The following is a 19506-nucleotide window of genomic DNA, read 5'->3' on the forward strand; positions in this document are numbered from 1 at the left end:
GGGGGCGCCGGACGGTGAGCGTCGCCTGCCACGATCGGGGAGGCGATTCGATGGCCCGTGGCGGCGGCGCCGACCAGGGCGCGGAGGATCGGCGCGAGCACCAAGGTGCGCGGATCGCGTTGATCATGACCGCCCTGATGCTCACGGTCCTGTTGTCCGCGCTCGACCAAACGATCGTGTCGACCGCGCTGCCGACGATCGTCGCCGACCTGGGCGGGCTCAACCACCTGTCCTGGGTGATCACCGCCTACCTCCTGGCCGTCACCGCCAGCACCCCGCTGTGGGGCAAGCTCGGCGACCAGTTCGGCCGCAAGAAGCTGTTCCTCACCTGCATCGCCGTGTTCCTCGTGGGCTCGATGCTGTGCGGGATCGCCCAGAACATGCTCCAACTGATCCTCTCCCGCGGCTTCCAGGGGATCGGTGGCGGCGGTCTCATGGTGTTGGCCTCGGCCCTCATCGGCGACGTGGTCTCACCACGCGAGCGCGGCAAGTACCAAGGGCTCTTCGGAGCGGTCTTCGGCGTATCCAGTGTCGCGGGCCCTCTCCTGGGCGGGTTGTTCGTGGACCACCTGTCGTGGCGGTGGGTGTTCTACGTGAACCTCCCACTGGGGCTGCTGGCGTTCGTGACGGTCCTGCGCTTCCTGCCCGGCCGTTCGCCCTACGGACGGCAGAACATCGACTACGCGGGCATCGTCCTGCTCGCCGCCACCGCCGTGTGCCTCACCCTGGTCGCCTCCTGGGGCGGGAGCGTGTACGGCTGGCTGTCCTGGCAGATCATCGGCCTGTCGGCGGGCGCGGTGGTCCTCGGCCTGGGCTGGTGGCTCACCGCCCGTCGGGCCACCGACCCGGTCATACCGCTGGGTCTGTTCCGTGATTCCACCGCCGTGGTGGCCATGGCCATCGGCTTCTGCGTGGGCTTCGCGATGATGGGGTCGATGGCGTTCCTGCCGTTGTTCCTCCAGATCGTGCACGGACTGTCTCCGACGGCGTCCGGTCTGCATCTGCTGCCGATGGTCGTGGGCATGCTGATCACCTCCGTCACGAGCGGTCGCCTGGTGACGCACACCGGAAGGTACAAGCCCTATCCGATCGCGGGAATGGCGCTCACCGCGACCGGCCTGTTCCTGATGTCGGGGATGGGGCCGGACAGTTCGCTGCTGGAGATGAGCCTGTACTTCTTCGTCCTGGGCGTCGGCCTGGGCCTGGTGATGCAGGTGGTGGTCGTGGTGGTGCAGAACGCCGTGGCCTACGAGGACCTGGGCGTGGCCACGTCGACGGCCACCTTCTTCCGGTCGATCGGGGGTTCGTTCGGCACGGCCGTGTTCGGCGCGGTCTTCGCCGGACAACTCGCCTCGAACCTGGCCGAGCGCGCGGAGGAGATCCGTCTGCCGCCCGGGGTGAAACCCATGGATCTGGAGTCCGACCCCAGGGCGCTGGATCAACTGTCGCCCGGCGAACAGGCGGGCTTCCTGGAGGCCTACGCCGACGCCATCGACGTCGTCTTCCTGACGGCCGTTCCCGTGGCGATCATCGGGTTCGTGCTGGCGGTGTTCCTGAAGCAGATCCCGTTGCGCACCACCATCACCACCCCGGACCTGGACGAGACCTTCTCCCCGGTGGCGGCGCCGAGCCGGACCACGATCGCTCAGGTCGAGCACGAGATCTACCAGGCCACCGGGGCCGAGGGCGCCGAGACGATGTACGGAAGGTTGCGGGAGGCCGCCGGTCTGGACGTGTCCATCGAGGGCTGCTGGGCGCTCAGCCACCTGGGCGTCAAGGGTCCGCTCTCGGTGGACCAACTGCATCGGTTCTCCGGCCTGGCGGTGTCCCGGTGGAGGAACGTGCACCAAGAACTCTTGGAGAACGGCTACCTGGTCTCCGACAGCGAGCCGTGGGAGTTGAACTGGCGCGGTGAGGACGCCGTCCGCAGACTCTACGAGGCGCAGCGCACCGCGTTGCGCTCCCTGCTCTCGGACTTCGACCCGGACGAGCATCCCGACGTGTTCGAGGTCCTGGAGAAGGTCACCGGGGACACCCTGGGCGATCAACGCGACGCGGGCCGCCTGGGTGACGCCGACGGGGGCCCGGATCGAGAGCGCGGCTGAGCTGGGCCGAGGGCGGGAAGTCGGGGGCGGGGGCTTGCCAGGGAGGTGAAACCGAATACAGTTCGGTTCAATAGGACGTCACATCCCAGCCCCTTGGAGGACCCCGTGGCCGAGGCATACATCGTCGGCGCAGTTCGTACCCCCGTCGGCACCAAGAAGGGCGCGCTCGCCGCGGTGCACCCGGCGGACCTGGGGGCGCACGTCCTCAAGGAACTCATCGAGCGCACCGGGGTCGACCCCTCCGCCGTCGAGGACGTCATCATGGGCGTGGTCAGCCAGGCCGGACCGCAGGCCCTGGACCTGGCCCGCACCGCGTGGCTCTCCGCGGGACTACCCGAGACCGTCGCCGGTGTCACCATCGACCGCCAGTGCGGCTCCTCCCAGCAGTCCATCCACTTCGCCGCCCAGGGCGTCATGTCCGGGACCCAGGACCTCGTCGTGGCGTCCGGTGTGGAGAACATGGGCATGGTGCCGATGGGCTCCAACGTCCAGCACGCCATCGAGAACGGCATCTCGCTGTACGGCGAGGGCTGGATCGAGCGTTACGGGACCCAGGAGATCTCCCAGTTCCGCGGCGCCCAGCTCATGTGTGAGAAGTGGGGCTACAAGCGCGAGCAGCTGGAGCGGTTCGCCCTGGAAAGCCACCGTCGCGCCGCCGCCGCTCTGGAGGCGGGCCACTTCGACTCCCAGATCGCGCCGATCGCCGGCGTCTCCCAGGACGAGGGCGTGCGCCCCGACACCACCATGGAGAAGATGGCCGGACTCAAGCCGCTGCGCGAGGGTTGGGAGCTCACCGCCGCGATCGCCAGCCAGATCTCCGTCGGCGCCGGCGCCCTGCTCATCGCCTCCGAACGCGCGGTGAAGCAGCACGGCCTGACCCCGCTCGCCCGCATCGTCCAGCTGTCGCTGATCGGCGACGACCCGGTCTACATGCTCACCGCGCCCATCCCCGCGACCAAGATCGCCTTGGAGAAGGCCGGTCTGAGCATCGACGACATCGACGTCACCGAGATCAACGAGGCGTTCGCGCCGGTGCCGATGTCGTGGATCGACGAACTGGGCGCCGACCCGGCCAAGGTCAACCCCAACGGTGGCGCCATCGCCCTGGGCCACCCGCTGGGCGCCACCGGTTCGGTCCTGATGACCAAACTGGTCAACGAACTGCACCGCACCGGCGGTCGCTACGGCCTGCAGACCATGTGCGAGGGCGGTGGCCAGGCCAACGTCACCATCATCGAACGCGTCTGACCCGCGCCCCCGAACGGGCCGCGCACCCACGGTGCGCGGCCCGTTCTCGTATCGGATCCAGGAAGCCGCTTGATAGCAGGCATGCAGGCGGTCACGATTCAGGTATGAGTCAGAGCGAGCACCCCACCCGGATGATGCGCGCGGTCACCGACCCGGGCCTGGAGGATGACGAGGCTCGGACGGTCCGAGCCAAACTCGCGCGGGCAGGCCTCCTGGATGAATCGGGTACCCCGCGCTCTCGGCCGAGTCGGGAGGCCGTCGAGAGGGCTCGCCGTGCCGCTGGAGGGGGAACCCCTTTGGAGGGTCTGGTGACGGAAGGCCGCGAGTGAGCGTATTCGCCGACACGTCCGCGATGACCAAGCTCTACGCGGACGAGCACGGAAATCGTGCGGTTCGTGCTCTGGAGCGGTTCACACCGGCGTCCGAAGAGCCCCCTCAGGTCGGGCGTCCCGGCCGGCGTGGGGTGGGGAGCGCCTCGCCGCCCACGCCGTTGTCCAGGCCGAGCCAGTCGGCCATCTCGGCCAGCTGTTCCATGAGCGCCGGCATGGTGTCGGCCGGGGCGTCCTCCTCCAGGGTGATCCGGCGGGCCAGGAGGGTTCCCGACGCGCGGTCGGCCTTGAGGTCGACCCGGGCGACCAGGTCCTCTCCCAGCAGGAACGGCAGCACGTAGTAGCCGTGCACGCGCTTGGCGGCGGGCACGTAGATCTCCAGTCGGTAGCGGAACCCGAACAGCTCCTCGGCCCGGTCGCGTGTCCACACCAGGGAGTCGAAGGGGCTCAGCAGGGCACGGGCCTCGACCTTGCGGGGGATTCGGGCGTCCTTGTGCAGGTAGGCGGTGCGCTCCCGGCCGCGTACGGACACCGGGACCAGTTCACCGGCCTCCACCAGGTCGCCGATGGCGGCGCGGGTCTCGGCGCCCTTGAGCCGGAAGTAGTCGCGCAGATCGGGTTCGGTGGCGATGCCGTGGGCCCGGGCGGCGATGGCCACCAGCTCCCGGTGCGCCTCCTGCGGGGTGGGGTGGGCGAGACCGTGCACCGCGGAGGGCAGCACGCGTTCGGGCAGGTCGTAGCGGCGTTCGAACTGGACGTTGCGTCCGTTGGTGGTGAGGTCGCCGATCCAGAACAGGTATTCCAGGCACTTCTTGACCTCGGACCAGTTCCACCCCCAGTGCTCCTTGGTGCGAGGCGCGTCCTGGGCCAGTGAGCCCTCGACCTCGCGGGCGGTGGCCGGACCGACCCGGGCCACCTCTTCGTAGACGGCCTTGACCAGGTGCGGCTTCTCCTCGCGGATGCCGTTCAACCAGCCGACGCGTTCCTGGGCGCGGTTGCGTTCCATCCGGTGCCGCATGAGCCGGTGGGTTCCGGGTGGCACCAGGCTGGCCTCATGGGCCCAGCACTCGACCAGCCGGGCCGGGCCGGACCCGACGGCGGTGGTGGTCGCCCGGTCCAGCAGGGCGGGGTCGTAGGCGCCCAGGCGGGCGAAGACCGGCAGGTACTGGCTGCGGGCGAGCACGTTCACGCTGTCGATCTGTAGGATCCCGATCCGGCGCAGCACCCGTGCCAGGTGGGCGAGGGTGGGTTCGCCCTTGGGACGTGGATCGGCGAAACCCTGGGCGGCCAAGGCTATGCGGCGGGCCTGGGATGGGGAGAACTCGGCGTCGCGACGGGGGTGCGGTTCGACCATGCGACCCAACCTAACCTCCGGCACCGACGATCCGAGGTCTTCTCGGTTTCGGAGGGCTTTCCGGCCGATCGACGAAAAAACCTTGCGCACAATGCGAACCGTAGGGAAGACTCGGCCGTCCAAGGAAGCGCGACGGAAAACAACCGAGCATGTGCCGGGAGTCGCACGACCCCGGTGCGGAGGACGGCCGCACCGGGGTTTCCTCATGTCAGGGGCCTGCCCGGGGCCGGGACGTCGGCGGGATGACTTAGCCTTCTGCTGTGCGTATCGCGACATGGAATGTGAACAGTGCCCGGGCCAGGGCCGAGCGGATCGGTGACTGGTTGGACCGCAGCGACGTCGACGTCGTCGCCATCCAGGAGACCAAGGCCCGCGACGACCAGTTCCCGGCGTCGGTCTTCACCGACCGCGGCTACGAGGTCGCCCATCACGGCCTCTCCCAGTGGAACGGGGTCGCGATCGCCTCGCGGGTGGGTCTCGACGACGTCCGGATCGGCTTCCCCGGCCAGCCCGGCTTCGGCGACCCCGAGGAACGCGAGGCCCGCGCCATCGCCGCCACCTGCGATGGTGTCCAGGTGTGGAGCCTGTACGTGCCCAACGGGCGCGAGATCGGCCACCCCCACTACGACTACAAGCTGCGCTGGTTGGAGGCCCTGCGTCAGGCCGGCACCGCCCGCCTGGCCGAGGACCCCCAGGCGCAGATCGCCTACGTGGGCGACTTCAACATCGCCCCCCAGGACGACGACGTGTGGGACGTCGCCGCCTTCGAGGGGCTCACCCACGTCACCGAACCCGAGCGCGCCGCCTTCACCGGGCTGGTCGAGGCCGGGTTCGAGGAGGTCGTGCGCGAGTACACGCCGGGCCCGGGCGTGTACACCTACTGGGACTACAAGGGGCTGGCGTTCCCCAAGCGCAGGGGCATGCGCATCGACTTCGTGCTCGCCTCGCCGGCGCTCAAGGCCCGGGTGACCGGCGCGAGCATCGACCGCGAGGAACGCAAGGGCAAGGGCGCCTCGGACCACGCGCCCGTCATCGTGGCGTTGGACGGGGCCGACAGTCGGCCCGTCGACCGGGAGAAGAAGTGAGCGACGACGTGAATTCCAGAGTGCCCCGCCTGGCGGTCTTCGGCAGCGTCAACATGGACCTGGTCGCCTACGTGGGACGGATGCCGGGCGGTGGCGAGACCGTCACCGGTACCGACTTCCGGCAGGTTCCCGGCGGCAAGGGCGCCAACCAGGCCGTGGCCGCGGCGCGGGCGGGTGCTCGGGTGGCCTTCCTCGGCGCCGTCGGTGAGGACACCTTCGGGTCGGAGTTGCGCGCCAACCTGGAGGCGGAGGGGATCGACGTCAAGGGACTGCGCACCGTGCCGGGCGTCTCCGGCATCGCCCACATCGTGGTGGAGGGGGACGGCGGCAACCGCATCATCGTGGTCCCCGGTGCCAACGGTGAGGTCTCCGGGGTACCGGAGTCCGACCGCGGGCTGCTGGAGGGCGTCGACGCGCTGCTGCTCCAGTTGGAGTTGCCCATGGAGGCCGTGGTGGCCGGGGCGCGGATGGGTCGTGAGACGGGTGTGCCGGTCTACCTGACCCCCGCGCCCGCGCGTGAGCTCCCCGACGAGCTCCTGGCCGACGTGGACGTGCTGGTCCCCAACCAGCACGAGGCGGCGGCGATCACCGGACACGACGAACCGGTCGCCGCGCTGGCCGCGCTGCTGGAGCGTGTTCCGGAGGTGTTGCTGACCCTGGGTTCGGCCGGGTCGCTGTACGGGCGTCGCGGTGAGGAGCCGGTGGCGGTCCCGGCGCGGCGGGTGAAGGCGGTGGACACCACCGCCGCGGGTGACACCTTCTGCGGGTCCTTCGCGGTGGCCCGGGCCGAGGGGCGTTCTCCGCGAGAGGCGATGGAGTTCGCCGCGACCGCGGCCGCGATCTCCGTGGGACGGCACGGAGCGAGCTCATCGATGGCCACGCGCGATGAGGTGGAGGCCCTGCTCAAGGGCTGAACCGAGGACGCGAGCGTCGCTCTGTCGGGCGCACGACTTGAGGGCCCGGGTGGGTACGGCACCCGGACGGTTCAGGGCGTGTGCCCGATCTGCTTGAGGAAGGGCGCGGGGTCCTGGTTCTGGACGCGGACCTCCAGCACGACGTCGACCAGGTCGCCGACCATCCGGCCGCCCCAGGGGAGCGGGCCGCCGTCTCCCACGCCGAACTCGGACAGGTGCAGCTGGGTGGTGGCGGAGAAGAAGTGTCCGTAGGTGTCGTTCGGGGACACGTAGTCGGGTGCCTCACCGACCCATTCCGCGGCCAGGCTGACGGGACGTGAGCGGCCGTGCAGTTCCAGGTCTCCGTGGACCCGGAAGGAGTTCTGCCGGCGGCCGGGCTCCAAGGAGGTCGAGGTGAAGCGCAGCTTCGGGTGGTTCGTGACGTCCAGGAAGTCGGCCGAGCGCAGGTGGTCGTCCCGGGCCCGCACCCCGGTGTTGACGCTGGCGGTGGCGATCTCCACCTCGACGGAGGAGAGGGTGGGGTTATCGGTCACGTGCAGCTGACCGTACGCGTCGCCGAAGGTTCCCTGAACCCGACCGAAGCGCAGGTAGTGGGCGACGAAGATCAGGCTCGAGTGCAGTGGATCCAGGTACCAGGTACCCGGACCGGGGCCGAAGCCCGCGGCGGCTGTCATAGACGATATCTCCCGCTTGTCTGGTATGGGGCTTTTGTCCACATACTGTAAGTGTGATGTTCCACCGCAACGTGGAGTTCCGGTTCGAGTCACCACGAGAGATTCGACTCGCTCTGTCCGGGAAGTCCTCGAAAGCGACCATGACCAGCGACATCGAACCCCCTGGGAGGGGCTCTCGGACGGTCGGTCCAGGGCGGCCCCGACCGGTTCCGGCCATCGCGGGACGGGAGGGGCCGGAGAACGAGAAAGGGCCGGGGCGTTCACCCCGGCCCTTCGTCCACTCGCGACTACATGTACTCGGGGGACTCCACACCGAGCAGGTCCAGGCCACGCACCAGCACCCGCAGCGCCACCGCGACCAGGGCCAGTCGCGACTCGCGCTCGGCGTCGGTCGCGGCGGTCAGCACCGGGCAGTGCTCGTAGAACGCCGTGAGCGTCTGAGCCAGCTCGAACAGGTACGAGGACAGACGGTGCGGCTGTAGCAGGTCGCCGGTCTGTTCCACCACGGGGCCGAAGCCCAGCAGCTTCAGCGCCAGATCGCGCTCGGCGCTCTCGGACACGGTGATCCGACCCTCGATCCCGGTCGGGTCCACCTCGCCCTTACGGAAGATCGAACGGATCCGCGCCTGCGCGTACTGCAGGTACGGGCCGGTGTTGCCGGTCAGCGCCAGCATCCGGTCGAAGTCGAACACGTACTCGGTGTCGTGCGAGACCGACAGGTCCGCGTACTTCACCGCGCCGATGCCGACCTTGCGGGCGATCTCGGCCCGGCTCTCCTCGTCCAGGTCGGGGCGGGTCTCGGCGACCACGGCGGCGGCCCGGTCGACCGCCTCGTCCAGCAGCTGCATGAGCCGGACCGGTTGGCCGCTGCGGGTACGCAGGATCTTGCCGTCCGACCCCAGCACGTTGCCGATCTGCACGTGCGTGGTCTCCACGTCCGCCGGCAGCCACCCGGCCTTGCGGGCGGTGGACCACACCATCTTGAAGTGCATGGCCTGCGGAGCGCCCACCACGTACAGGACGCGGTCGGCCTTGAGGTCGTCCACCCGGTAACGGATGGTCGCCAGGTCCGTGGTGGCGTAGCCGTAGCCGCCGTCGCTCTTGCGGATGATCAGTGGCACCGGCTTGTCCTCGCGGCCGGTGAAGCCGTCCAGGAACACGCACAGGGCGCCGTCGCTGACCTCGGCGATGCCCTTGGACTCCAGCTCCGCGCACACGTCGGCGAGCATGTCGTTGTAGCTGCTCTCACCGGCCAGGTCGTCGTCGGTGAGGGTCACGCCGAGCCGGGCGTACACCTTGTTGAAGTAGACCTTGGAGAGGCCCACCAGCTTGCGCCACAACCGCAGCGTCTCCTCGTCGCCGCCCTGGAGGGCGACCACCCGACGGCGGGCGCGCGCGGCGAAGTCGCCGTGGTCCTCGCCGGAGGAGTCGAACTTGGTGCGGGCCGCCTGGTAGAAGGCGTTGGGGTCGGTGGTGAGCAGGTCGGACTCGGGGGAGTCCTCCCCGACCTCCAGCAGGTGCTCGATGAGCATGCCGAAGGGGGTGCCCCAGTCGCCGATGTGGTTCTGCCGGATGACGTTGTGACCCAGGAACTCCAGGGTGCGGGCCAAGGAGTCGCCCACGACCGTGGTGCGCAGGTGCCCGACGTGCATCTCCTTGGCCACGTTGGGCGCGGAGTAGTCGAGCGGGATGTTCTTCCGCTCCTGCAGGGGCACGCCGACGCGGTCGTCGTCGAGGAGCAGGCGCGCCTGGTCGGCGATCCAGTCCTCGCGAAGCGTGAGGTTGATGAAGCCCGGGCCGCTGACCTCGACGTCACGGCAGACGTCGGAGACGTCCAGGTGCTCCATGATCGCCGCGGAGACCTCGCGGGGCTTTCGGCCCAGACGCTTTGCGAGCGCGAGTGCGGCGTTCGCCTGGTAGTCAGCGAACTGGGACGGGCGGATGACGGGGTCGGTGTCGGCGAACTCGGGACCGAAGGCGGCGCCGAGGGCGGACTGGACCCGTCGCGAGAGTACTTCCTGCGGGTCGGCCATGGCTCCAAGCCTACCGACCGGCCACACCCGTCCCTACTGATATGGCCCAGGCCACATCCAGGACTTTCGGGGGCTGTGCGGAACCCCGACCCCTCCCTAGGCTTGAAGACATGAGAGACAGGAACCAACTGTGGGATCCGGCCTCCCCCGGAGTCATGCGACTGCCCTCCGGACGCCTGGTGCGCGGTCGCGGACTCGCCCTGCCGCTGCCGGCCGGCCCGCGCCCGGAGTTCGCGGTGTACCTGCTCGACCATGAACCGCCCACGGTCCAGTGGGTGGCCAGGTGGGTGCGCTGGGAGGACTTCGGGCTACCCACGGACGACACGGACACCCTGGAGCGCCTGCGGGAGGCGCTGGAGCGTTCGGGGGAGCAGCGGGTGGAACTGGCCTGTCTCGGCGGCCGGGGACGTACGGGGACGGCGCTGGCCTGTCTGACGGTCCTCGACGGCGTGCCCGCGAAGGACACGGTGGGTTACGTGCGCGAGCACTACTCGACGCTCGCCGTGGAGACCACCGAACAGGAGGAGTACGTCCGCGGCCTCGCCGTGTAGTTCTGCGCCCTCGGCGGGGGGCCGATCAGCGTTCGTCCTGTGGGCGCCGGTGGAGCCAGACCGGTGAACGGTGGTGCACCCGTCGGCGTATCCGCTCGTCCATCCGCCCGCCCGCCAGGTCGTTGGCGAGCCGACAGGCGTGGGCCACGCTCGTGCGGTTGCTGTCGCCGTGGGCGATCACCACCGTGCCGTTCAGGCCGAGCAGGGCGGCGCCCCCGTAGGTCTCGCTGTCGAAGCGCTCGCGCAGTCGGCGCAACGCGCCTCGTTGCAGCACGGCCCCGGCCTTGGCGATGGTGGAGGAGGTGATCGCCTCCTTCATGGCGTTGAGGGTGAACCCGGCGGTCCCCTCGACGGTCTTGAGCGCCACGTTGCCGGTGTGCCCGTCGGTGACCACCACGTCCACCTTCCCGGTGAGCAGGTCGTGGCCCTCGACGTTGCCCTGGAAGTCCAGGTCCGGAACCTCGGCCAGCAGCTCCACCGTGCGGCGGACCAGCTTGTTGCCCTTCCCCGGTTCGGAACCGATGGTCAGCATGCCCACCCGCGGGTTCTCGACGCCGAACGCCGTCTGCGCGTACGCGCAACCCAGGTGCGCGAACTGCACGAGCATCTCCGGCTTGGCGTCGGCGTTGGCGCCGGCGTCCACCAGGATCGTGGGCGTGGGCAGGGTGGGAAGGGTCACCGCCAGCGCGGGTCGTAGGACCCCCGGTCGGGTGCGCAGGCGGACGGTGGAGGTGGCCACGATCCCTCCGGTGGAACCCGCCGAGACCAGGGCGTCGGCGTCGCCGCGTCGGATGAGTCGGCAGGCGACGGCGGCGCTGGACCGGGGGCGCCGCCAGCTGGCCAGGGCGCCCTCGTCCATCGCGATGCTGTCCTCGGCGTGTACGACCGGGATGTCGCGCAGGGCGCCCTCCTCGGCGAGCATCGCCGCGATCTCGGTGCGTCGGCCCACCAGAAGCACGCGAAGGCCCAGGTCGCGGACGGCCGTCACGGCCCCGCGCACGATCTCTCGGGGTGCGTTGTCGCCACCCATGGCGTCCACCGCGATGATCGGCGGTGACGTTCGCGGAGCGGGGGATTCCGCGTCGGGTGTGCCACTCATCGTCGGTTGGTTCCTCACAGTCCGGGGATGCTACCGCGTCACCCTCGTCACGCCTTTATCGGGCGCGTTCGTACACTCATGCGAGGATACTTCCAGAATGTCCAGGTCAGGGCTGGATTTAACGTGGGGTGGGTACAAGACCCCCTGCGGGGGTATATCCGCTCGCCGGCTCCCCTGCTCGGAACACTCCGTGCACGGGAGACAACCGAATTTTCATCCAGAGGTGGTCCACCGGTACCCGTAATGCCGGAGCCACCCGCTCAGGGCTGCCTTCCGGGCACCCTGCCTACCGCAGGAGAGGAGAGGCGTGAGCGTTACGCCTGACGCGGCACAGTCCCCGTCCGCCGGACGTCGGTTTCGTGCCTACACGACGAAACACCTCGACGAGTTCACGGCGCGAGCCGGTCTCTCGACCGATGAGCGGCTCGCGGTCAAGGCGGTGGCACACGTGCTGCCGTTCCGCGTCAACAGCTACGTCATCGACGAGCTCATCGATTGGGACGCCGCTCCAGACGATCCGATCTACCGACTGGTCTTCCCCCAGTCGGACATGCTTCCGAAAGAGGACGTCGCCCGCATCGCCGACCTGCTGAGCGCCGGTGCCGGGCGAAAGGAGCTCAACGAGGCCGCCAACCAGGTCCGCGCCAAGCTCAACCCGCACCCCGCCGGACAGATGGACCTCAACGTGCCCACCATGGGCAACGAGGAGCCCATCCCCGGCATTCAGCACAAGTACAAGGAGACGGTGCTCTTCTTCCCGAAGCAGGGGCAGACGTGCCACGCGTACTGCACCTACTGCTTCCGTTGGGCACAGTTCGTCGGTGACGCCGACCTGAAGTTCGCGTCGGGCGAGATCGACCAGATGGTCGAGTACGTGCGTTCGCACCCCGAGGTCACCAGCGTCCTGTTCACCGGTGGCGACCCGATGATCATGGGCGAGGGGGTCATCTCCCGCTACATCGAGCCGCTGCTGGAGATCGAGCACCTCGAAGCGATCCGGATCGGTACGAAGGCCCTGGCCTACTGGCCGCAGCGCTTCACCACCGACCCGGACGCCGACGACACGCTGCGCCTGTTCGAGAAGGTCGTCGCCTCGGGCAAGAACCTCGCGTTCATGGCGCACTTCTCGCACCCGAACGAGATGCGTCCGGAGCTCGTGCAGGAGGCCGTGCGCCGCATCCGCGCGACCGGCGCCGTCATCCGCACGCAGGCTCCGCTGATCCGCACGATCAACGACGACTCCGCCACCTGGGAGAGCATGTGGCGGACGCACGTGCGGCACGGCATGGTGCCCTATTACATGTTCGTGGAGCGTGACACCGGCCCGCAGGACTACTTCGCGGTGCCGCTGGCCGAGGCCTACGACATCTTCCGTGGTGCCTACCAGAAGGTCTCGGGTCTGGCCCGGACGGTCCGTGGACCGTCCATGTCGGCGACCCCGGGCAAGGTGTGCGTGGACGGGGTGACGGAGATCGCGGGAGAGAAGGTCTTCGTCCTCCACTTCATCCAGGCGCGCGACCCGGAGCTGGTCGGCAAGCCGTTCTTCGCCCAGTACGACGAGAACGCGGCCTGGTTGTTCGACCTCAAGCCCGCCCTGGGCGCCACCCACCTGCCGTGGGAACAGGCCCCGGTCGGCGCCAACGGTCTGGTCGACCCCACTCGCATCTGACACGGAGCGTCGGACGCGTGAGGTTCAAGCGGTCCCGTCGGCCCATCCCTTGGGGCGGGCGGGACCGGGCGAGGTCGGCGGTCCCTTACCGCCGAACGTGCCACGCACCGGAACGACCTCCGATGAACAGACGGAGCCCGGCACCTGGTTTGGGGCCGGGCTCCGCTCGTGTGTACGTCGTGGACGGATGTCGGTCCGCGTGGCACGGGAGTGGACCACGCGGACCTCGACGTACACACGTTCCCGGGCTGGCTCTTCGTGGGGGGGTGGGGTGCCCGGGGTGGGGCGAGGGTCAGCTCAAGAGGGCGTCGAAGTCACCGGTCTTGGCGCCTCGAACGAAGGCCTTGATCTCCTCGGGGGTGTAGACGAGGGCGGGACCCTCGGGATCTCGGGAGTTCCGTACGGCGATGTCGCCGTCGGGGAGGGTGGCGACCTCTACGCAGTTCCCGTCCGGGTTGCTCCAGCTGCTCTTGGTCCAATCGACCCGTAGCCGGTCCGCGGGAACGCCGTTGTAGATCGGATACATCCTCAACCTCCTGGAACTTCGGGGGACTCGCGGGTGGTCCACAGGCGGCTCCAGCGCGCCGCACTCATCGGATCGGGCCGCCACGGTCCCGCCGATCGGGTCGGCCGCGCCACCGGATGGTCCTGATGTCCCCTTGCGAGGCCAAAGCGTAGTGCATGCACGTGCATCCGTGATTGCATCGGCAAGCACTCATGGGTCCGCGCGTAGAACCCCGGTGGAGGAACCGCATGTCAGGCCTAACGCGTGACGGGCGCCGATGGTTCGCCGTTTTCGGATCGTTCTTCACTCGTGGCCGAAGTAGGACACGCGGGGAAAGGACGAAGCCCCGGGCGTGAGACGACCGGGGCGGGTGGGGAAACGGGGGGAAGGTGGTGGTCAGTCGCCGTAGCGCTCCAGGAAGCCTTTGAGGATGCCCTCGGTCTGCGCCGGTAGCGGGGCCTGGGTGGCGAGGTGGTCCATGGTCTGGGCGTAGCCGCTCGTGTCGTCGTACTTGTCGAAGTACAGCGCGCTGTTCAACTGTTCCAGATACACCACGTCGGGCAGTTGCGGCGTGGGGAAGCGCATGATGCTGAACGGGCCGCCCGCCGCGGGGTGACCGCCCATGTCGAACGTGGCGATCTGGATGGTGATGTTGGGTCGCCGGGCCATCTCGATGAGGTGTTCGATCTGCTCGCGCATCACCTTCGAGTCGCCGTAGGGCCGGTGCAGCACCGCCTCGTCGATCACCGCCCACAGCCGCGGGGCGGGGATCTCCGCGTCGGGTCCGTCGGACAGACGACGCTGCCGATGCATGCGCATCTTCACGCGACTGTTCACGTCGTCGTCGGAGGTGGCCGTGCGGGAGAGGCGGATGACGGAGCGCGCGTACCCCTCGGTCTGCAGCAGTCCGGGGACGAACTGCACCTCGAAGGTACGGATCACCGACGCGGCCTCCTCCAAACCGACGTAGACCCCGAACCAGTGGGGCAGCACGTCACCGTACTTGTGCCACCACCCCTGGGCGTTGGCGCTGGAGATCAGCCCCAGGAGGGCCTCGCGCTGCTCACGCTCGTCCACTCCGTAGAGCTTCAGCAGGTCGTCGACGTCACGACGCTTGAAACTGACCTGACCGAGCTCCATTCGGCTGATCTTGGCGTGGGACGCGCGGATGGCGTATCCGGCGTCGTGCCGGGAAATGTCCTTCTCCTGGCGCAGCCGTCTGAGCTGGGTGCCCAACAGAATGCGCAGCACTGTGGGCCCACCACTGGAATTGGCCAGGAAATCCTGTGTGGCCTGGTGGTTCTCGACGGGATCGGCTACCACTTCGCCTCCCTAGGAGTGGTATTGGCGCGAGCGACCGCTCAGTATACCGATGCTGTTCTCGCCTCGACAGGTCTCGACGTGGATTCGGAGTGGGACCAAGGTCCCGTTCTACGAATCAACGGCGATGAGGGTGAATTCTTCGCCAGGCCCCTACCAATAAGGCCGAAGCTTCCTATAGGGTTGCCGAACGTTGATCTGCACGTGCATCTGTGTCTTACGTCTGTAAGCGACATACAGGACACTGCGGAAGCGGACTCGCGAACCGACATCACCCGTGAGGACAGTGATGAACGCAGAGCTGATGCCCTCGGAGCTGCAGACCAGGGCATCCTGGGGCCACCCGGCACTACCGCGGGGTCGGTGGGACGTCGGGCTCGGCGACCTGAGGATCGGACAGGGCACGCTCGGGCTGGGCGCGGCCGCGCACGCCTACGCCGCGGTGCCCACCTCGGTCGGCGCGGCCCGACGATTCGCCGTCAAGTGCCTGAACGAGTGGGGGATGTCCGAGGTCACCGAGAACCTCTGCCTGATCGTCTCCGAACTCGTCGGCAACTCCTGTCGCCACGCCGTCTCCGGACGCGTCCCCGAGGACACCCGTGTCCTCCTCCAACTCCGACCACTGCCCTCCGTCGACGCCGTGGTCTGCATGGTCGCCGACCCCGAGGCGCGAGGGCCGATGCGGGTCTCCGCGCACCAATTCGCCGAATCCGGCCGGGGCCTCGGCCTCGTCGCCGCTTTCGCGCGTGAATGGGGATGGAATCCCATCACCGGACACGGAAAGGTCGTCTGGGCGGAGTGCGGCCCGGACCCCTTCTGACCTCGAAAGGCATCATCGGGCATCTCCCTGGCCCACTCCGGAACGGAAAAAGCGGAAGGGAACGCGGGAGAGCGGTTACGACTCCTCTGGGCGAGTAGGCTGTCAACGCATGTCGGTATTCGACCGGCAGCGATAGACGAACAACCCCACAGACCCCGAACCGTGGGAGTGAGGCGTGGCCGTACTGGACCCCGACCGTGAGCACTTCCCCTGCGATGGCACGACCATCGTGCGCTTGGATGGCGAGATCGACATCGCCACCGCCGAGGAGGCCTACTCCCGGTTGAGCGCCGCCGTCCTGGAGGCGTGCGCGATCGTCGACCTGTCCGACGTCGGCTTCATCGACGCCTCCGGGGTCAACGTCCTCATCGGAGCGGCCCGACTGGCCTCCGGCCGTCAGCGGCACCTGCTGATCGCGGGCGCCCCCCGGCAGCTCCATCGGATCCTCGACGTACTCGAACTGCGCTCCGTGCTGCCGACCCACCCGGATACCCTGGCGGCCCGCGCCACCCACGCCGCATGGGCGGCCCACTGAGCGGTACCCGAAAGGGACGGGGCGTGCCGCCCGGGGGAACACCCCCGTTCGACACGCCCCGCGAGGGACGTTCCTACTCCACGGTCACGCTCTTGGCGAGATTGCGCGGCTGGTCGACGTCGTTGCCCTTGGCCAGGGCCAGCTCACAGGCGAACACCTGCATGGGGATCGTCGAGACGATCGGCTGCAGCAGGGTCGGCACCGCGGGGATCTCGATGAGCACGTCCGAGTACGGTCGGACCGACTCGTCGCCCTCCTCGGCGATCACGATGGTGCGGGCGCCACGGGCGCGCACCTCCTGGATGTTCGACACGATCTTGTCGTGCAGCACGCTGCGGCCCTTGGGGGAGGGGACCACCACGACGACCGGCAGGCCCTCCTCGATCAACGCGATCGGGCCGTGCTTGAGCTCACCGGCGGCGAACGCCTCGGCGTGCATGTACGCCAATTCCTTGAGCTTGAGAGCACCCTCCATCGCCACGGGGTAGCCCACGTGGCGGCCCAGGAACAGGACCGTGTCCGCGTCCGCCAGCGAGTGGGCCAGCTCACGGACCGGCTGGATCGTGTCCAGGACCTTCTCGATCTGCTCGGGCATCGTGGCGAGCTGGGCGATGACGGCGTTGATCTCGTCGCCGAACTTCATCCCGCGGACCTGCGCCAGGTAGAGACCGACCAGGTAGCAGGCGGCCAGCTGGGTGAGGAAGGTCTTGGTGGCGGCCACCCCGACCTCCGGACCGGCGTGTGTGTACAGCACACCGTCGGATTCGCGCGGGATGGTGGACCCGTTGACGTTGCAGATCGCCAGGACCTTGGCGCGCTGCTCCCGGGCGTAACGGACCGCCATCAGGGTGTCCATGCTCTCGCCGGACTGGGAGATGGCGATGACCAGGGTCTGCTGGTCCAGGATCGGGTCGCGGTAGCGGAACTCGCTGGCGACCTCCACCTCGCAGGGGATCCGGCACCAGTGCTCGACGGCGTACTTGGCGATCAGACCCGCGTGGTAGGAGGTACCGCAGGCGATGATGACGATCTTCTCGACGCCGCGCAGGTCGGCGGGGCTCAGACGCATCTCGTCCAGAGTGAGCTGGCCGTCGACGGTCACCCGGCCCAGGAGGGTGTCGGCCACCGCGCGCGGCTGCTCGACGATCTCCTTGAGCATGAAGTAGTCGTAGCCGTCCTTCTCGGCGGCGGAGGCGTCCCAGTCCACGTGGTACTCGTTGACGTCCACGGGGACGCCGTCGTAGTCGGTGACGACCACGGAGTCGGCGCGCAGTTCCACGACCTGGTCCTGGCCCAGTTCCACGGCCTCGCGGGTGTGGGCGATGAACGCCGCCACGTCGCTGGCCAGGAAGTTCTCGCCCTCGCCACGGCCGACGACCAGCGGGGAGTTGCGGCGGGCCGCGACGACCAGGTCGGGGTCGTCGGTGGAGACCGCGACCAGGGTGAAGGCGCCCTCCAGACGCTTGCAGACGTCGCGCATGGCGCCGGCCAGGTCACCGTCGCCCCGGCTCGCCAGCGTGGTGCTGAGCAGGTGGGAGGCGACCTCGGTGTCGGTCTCGGACAGGAACTTGCAGCCCTGCTCCTCCAGCTCCACCCGGAGGGTGGCGAAGTTCTCGATGATGCCGTTGTGGACGATCGCGACCCGGTTGTCGTTGTCGACGTGGGGGTGGGCGTTCACGTCGTTGGGGGCACCATGGGTGGCCCAACGGGTGTGCCCGATCCCGGCGCCGTCCCCGGAGATGGGTCGCTCTTCAAGGGCCTGACGCAGGTTGGCGAGCTTACCGGCTCGCTTGTCCGTGTGCAGGGCGCCCTCGCCCAGCACGGCGACACCCGCGGAGTCATATCCGCGGTACTCCAACCTCGCGAGGCCGTTCACAACGACCTCAAGCGCCGGTTGCGGCCCGACGTAGCCAACGATTCCGCACATGGCCGCCAGCGTAAGTGAAAAGGTGGGCTGGTTCGACCAGTGAGAGGTCCATACCACTCACTGTTTTCGCAGGTCTCGGTATAGACCATTTGGTGTATGCGGAGTGGATCGCGCAGGTGGGGGGACTGGTCTGGTCCACGAGTGGAACCGGTTCCACTCCGTCCGGATCAGGACAAAAAACCTTCGGAGTCGGCGTGGTGAACGTGTGGTTTCGGGAACGATCGCGCACCAGGTCGGCCAATGAGGGGGCCGGCCGCCCGGGACGGCGGAGCGGCTGCTCTAGGGTGGTCAACCGTGTCTCACGTGACGAAGAACGGCTTCTCCTCACCGTACGTGGAGTTGGACCGCCCGGCCTGGGCCGCGCTCCGCGCCTCCACGCCCCTGTCCCTGACCGAAGCCGACCTCAACGAGCTTCGCGGGACCAACGACCCCACCTCCCTTGAGGAGGTGCGCGACATCTACCTGCCCCTGTCCAGGTTGCTCAACCTGTACGTCGGCGCCACCCAGCAGCGGCACGCGGCGGTGCGCGCGTTCCTCGGCGAGTCCGATCGCCCGGCCCCGTTCATCATCGGGGTCGCCGGCAGCGTCGCCGTGGGCAAGTCCACCACCGCGCGGCTCTTGCGCTCCCTGCTCGCCCAGTGGCCCAACCATCCCGACGTCGAACTGGTCAGCACCGACAACTTCCTGTACCCCAACGCCGTCCTTCAGTCCCGCGGACTCATGCGGCGCAAGGGGTTCCCGGAGAGCTACGACCGGCGCGCCCTGGTCAGGTTCGTCTCGGAGATGAAGGCCGGTGCCGAGCGCCTCGACATTCCGGTGTACTCCCACCTGCACTACGACGTGGTGCCCGACGAACGCCAGACGGTTCACCGGCCCGACATCCTCATCGTGGAGGGCATCAACGTCCTGCAGCCCGCCACCGCCGGACGCCTGGCCGTCGCCGACTTCTTCGACTACTCCATCTACGTCGACGCCAAGGTGGAGAACGTCCGCAACTGGTACCTGGACCGGTTCCGGGAACTGCGCCGGACCGCCTTCTCCGACCCGCGTTCCTACTTCCACCACATGGCCACCACCATCGGCGAGGACGAGGCCGTGGATTTCGCGGCCAACACCTGGCGCACCGTCAACGAGGTCAACCTCCTGGAGAACATCCGCCCGACCCGTGGCCGCGCCACGCTCGTGCTGTTCAAAGGCGAGGATCACCGCGTCAGCCGGGTCCGCCTGCGTAAGACCTGAGGGACGAAACCGGCCAAAGGCTGCACAAAAGGGCGGGGTTCGCCCGTTCGGGTAGATTGGATCGTTCGGTCTCGCGACCCCACGGGGTCGTCTGTGCGC

17 protein-coding genes are annotated in these 19506 nt (G+C 68.6%); 10 read left to right on the forward strand and 7 right to left on the reverse strand.

The window, feature by feature from the left end:
• Positions 1 to 50: 50 nt before the first annotated feature.
• The 3 genes from ACWGSK_RS08045 (at position 51) to ACWGSK_RS08055 (ending at position 3682) form a co-directional block, all read left to right on the forward strand.
• Positions 51 to 2105 carry an MDR family MFS transporter gene (locus ACWGSK_RS08045; protein WP_358506873.1) on the forward strand — a complete coding sequence of 685 codons (2055 nt, stop codon included), beginning with the start codon at positions 51 to 53 and terminating at the stop codon, positions 2103 to 2105.
• A gap of 105 nt (positions 2106 to 2210) precedes the next feature.
• On the forward strand, positions 2211 to 3353 hold the full coding sequence (locus ACWGSK_RS08050) for an acetyl-CoA C-acetyltransferase (RefSeq protein WP_358506875.1): 1143 nt from the start codon (positions 2211 to 2213) through the stop codon (positions 3351 to 3353).
• Positions 3354 to 3457: 104 nt separating this feature from the next.
• Positions 3458 to 3682, forward strand: coding sequence for a hypothetical protein (locus ACWGSK_RS08055; RefSeq protein WP_452455492.1), 225 nt, complete (start codon positions 3458 to 3460; stop codon positions 3680 to 3682).
• Positions 3683 to 3788: 106 nt separating this feature from the next.
• On the opposite strand, the gene ACWGSK_RS08060 is transcribed toward ACWGSK_RS08055, so the two are convergent.
• Positions 3789 to 5036 (reverse strand): winged helix-turn-helix domain-containing protein, encoded by a 1248-nt coding sequence (locus ACWGSK_RS08060; protein ID WP_452455493.1) that lies wholly within the window; start codon positions 5034 to 5036, stop codon positions 3789 to 3791.
• 260 nt (positions 5037 to 5296) lie between these two features.
• On the opposite strand from ACWGSK_RS08060, the gene ACWGSK_RS08065 reads away from it, so the two are divergent.
• Positions 5297 to 6121, forward strand: coding sequence for an exodeoxyribonuclease III (locus ACWGSK_RS08065; protein ID WP_452455494.1), 825 nt, complete (start codon positions 5297 to 5299; stop codon positions 6119 to 6121).
• An 8-nt stretch (positions 6122 to 6129) separates the two neighbouring features.
• On the forward strand, positions 6130 to 7035 hold the full coding sequence (locus ACWGSK_RS08070) for a ribokinase (protein ID WP_358506883.1): 906 nt from the start codon (positions 6130 to 6132) through the stop codon (positions 7033 to 7035).
• Between the two features lie 71 nt (positions 7036 to 7106).
• Here the strand turns inward: ACWGSK_RS08070 and ACWGSK_RS08075 are convergent, their stop codons facing one another.
• Both ACWGSK_RS08075 and argS read right to left on the reverse strand, forming a co-directional pair.
• Positions 7107 to 7709: a YceI family protein gene (locus ACWGSK_RS08075; protein ID WP_452455495.1), complete on the reverse strand. Its 603-nt coding sequence runs from the start codon at positions 7707 to 7709 to the stop codon at positions 7107 to 7109.
• Positions 7710 to 7996: 287 nt separating this feature from the next.
• Positions 7997 to 9742 carry an arginine--tRNA ligase gene (gene argS / locus ACWGSK_RS08080; RefSeq protein ID WP_452455496.1) on the reverse strand — a complete coding sequence of 582 codons (1746 nt, stop codon included), beginning with the start codon at positions 9740 to 9742 and terminating at the stop codon, positions 7997 to 7999.
• A 110-nt stretch (positions 9743 to 9852) separates the two neighbouring features.
• Between argS and ACWGSK_RS08085 the strand changes: the two genes are divergently transcribed.
• Positions 9853 to 10293, forward strand: coding sequence for a protein-tyrosine phosphatase family protein (locus ACWGSK_RS08085; protein ID WP_452455497.1), 441 nt, complete (start codon positions 9853 to 9855; stop codon positions 10291 to 10293).
• Positions 10294 to 10318: 25 nt separating this feature from the next.
• Here the strand turns inward: ACWGSK_RS08085 and plsX are convergent, their stop codons facing one another.
• The gene (gene plsX / locus ACWGSK_RS08090; RefSeq protein WP_358506891.1) at positions 10319 to 11392 is read right to left on the reverse strand and encodes a phosphate acyltransferase PlsX; all 1074 of its coding nucleotides are present in this window, start codon (positions 11390 to 11392) and stop codon (positions 10319 to 10321) included.
• A 307-nt stretch (positions 11393 to 11699) separates the two neighbouring features.
• Here plsX and ACWGSK_RS08095 point away from each other — a divergent pair, with 307 nt between their 5' ends.
• A complete protein-coding gene (locus ACWGSK_RS08095) occupies positions 11700 to 13061 on the forward strand; it encodes a KamA family radical SAM protein (protein WP_358506893.1) in 1362 nt (453 codons plus the stop codon).
• 292 nt (positions 13062 to 13353) lie between these two features.
• Here the strand turns inward: ACWGSK_RS08095 and ACWGSK_RS08100 are convergent, their stop codons facing one another.
• The gene (locus tag ACWGSK_RS08100; RefSeq protein ID WP_358506895.1) at positions 13354 to 13587 is read right to left on the reverse strand and encodes a DUF397 domain-containing protein; all 234 of its coding nucleotides are present in this window, start codon (positions 13585 to 13587) and stop codon (positions 13354 to 13356) included.
• 375 nt (positions 13588 to 13962) lie between these two features.
• Positions 13963 to 14889: a helix-turn-helix domain-containing protein gene (locus ACWGSK_RS08105; RefSeq protein ID WP_358506897.1), complete on the reverse strand. Its 927-nt coding sequence runs from the start codon at positions 14887 to 14889 to the stop codon at positions 13963 to 13965.
• Positions 14890 to 15175: 286 nt separating this feature from the next.
• Here ACWGSK_RS08105 and ACWGSK_RS08110 point away from each other — a divergent pair, with 286 nt between their 5' ends.
• The gene (locus ACWGSK_RS08110) at positions 15176 to 15706 is read left to right on the forward strand and encodes an ATP-binding protein (RefSeq protein ID WP_358506898.1); all 531 of its coding nucleotides are present in this window, start codon (positions 15176 to 15178) and stop codon (positions 15704 to 15706) included.
• Between the two features lie 175 nt (positions 15707 to 15881).
• Positions 15882 to 16241 (forward strand): STAS domain-containing protein, encoded by a 360-nt coding sequence (locus tag ACWGSK_RS08115; RefSeq protein WP_358506900.1) that lies wholly within the window; start codon positions 15882 to 15884, stop codon positions 16239 to 16241.
• A 73-nt stretch (positions 16242 to 16314) separates the two neighbouring features.
• Here the strand turns inward: ACWGSK_RS08115 and glmS are convergent, their stop codons facing one another.
• Complete coding sequence (glmS, locus tag ACWGSK_RS08120) at positions 16315 to 18168, reverse strand: glutamine--fructose-6-phosphate transaminase (isomerizing) (RefSeq protein WP_452455498.1); 1854 nt, start codon at positions 18166 to 18168, stop codon at positions 16315 to 16317.
• Between the two features lie 333 nt (positions 18169 to 18501).
• Between glmS and coaA the strand changes: the two genes are divergently transcribed.
• Complete coding sequence (gene coaA, locus ACWGSK_RS08125) at positions 18502 to 19407, forward strand: type I pantothenate kinase (RefSeq protein WP_358507052.1); 906 nt, start codon at positions 18502 to 18504, stop codon at positions 19405 to 19407.
• Positions 19408 to 19506: the final 99 nt, after the last annotated feature.

This window comes from Nocardiopsis sp. NPDC055551 (genome assembly GCF_053619415.1).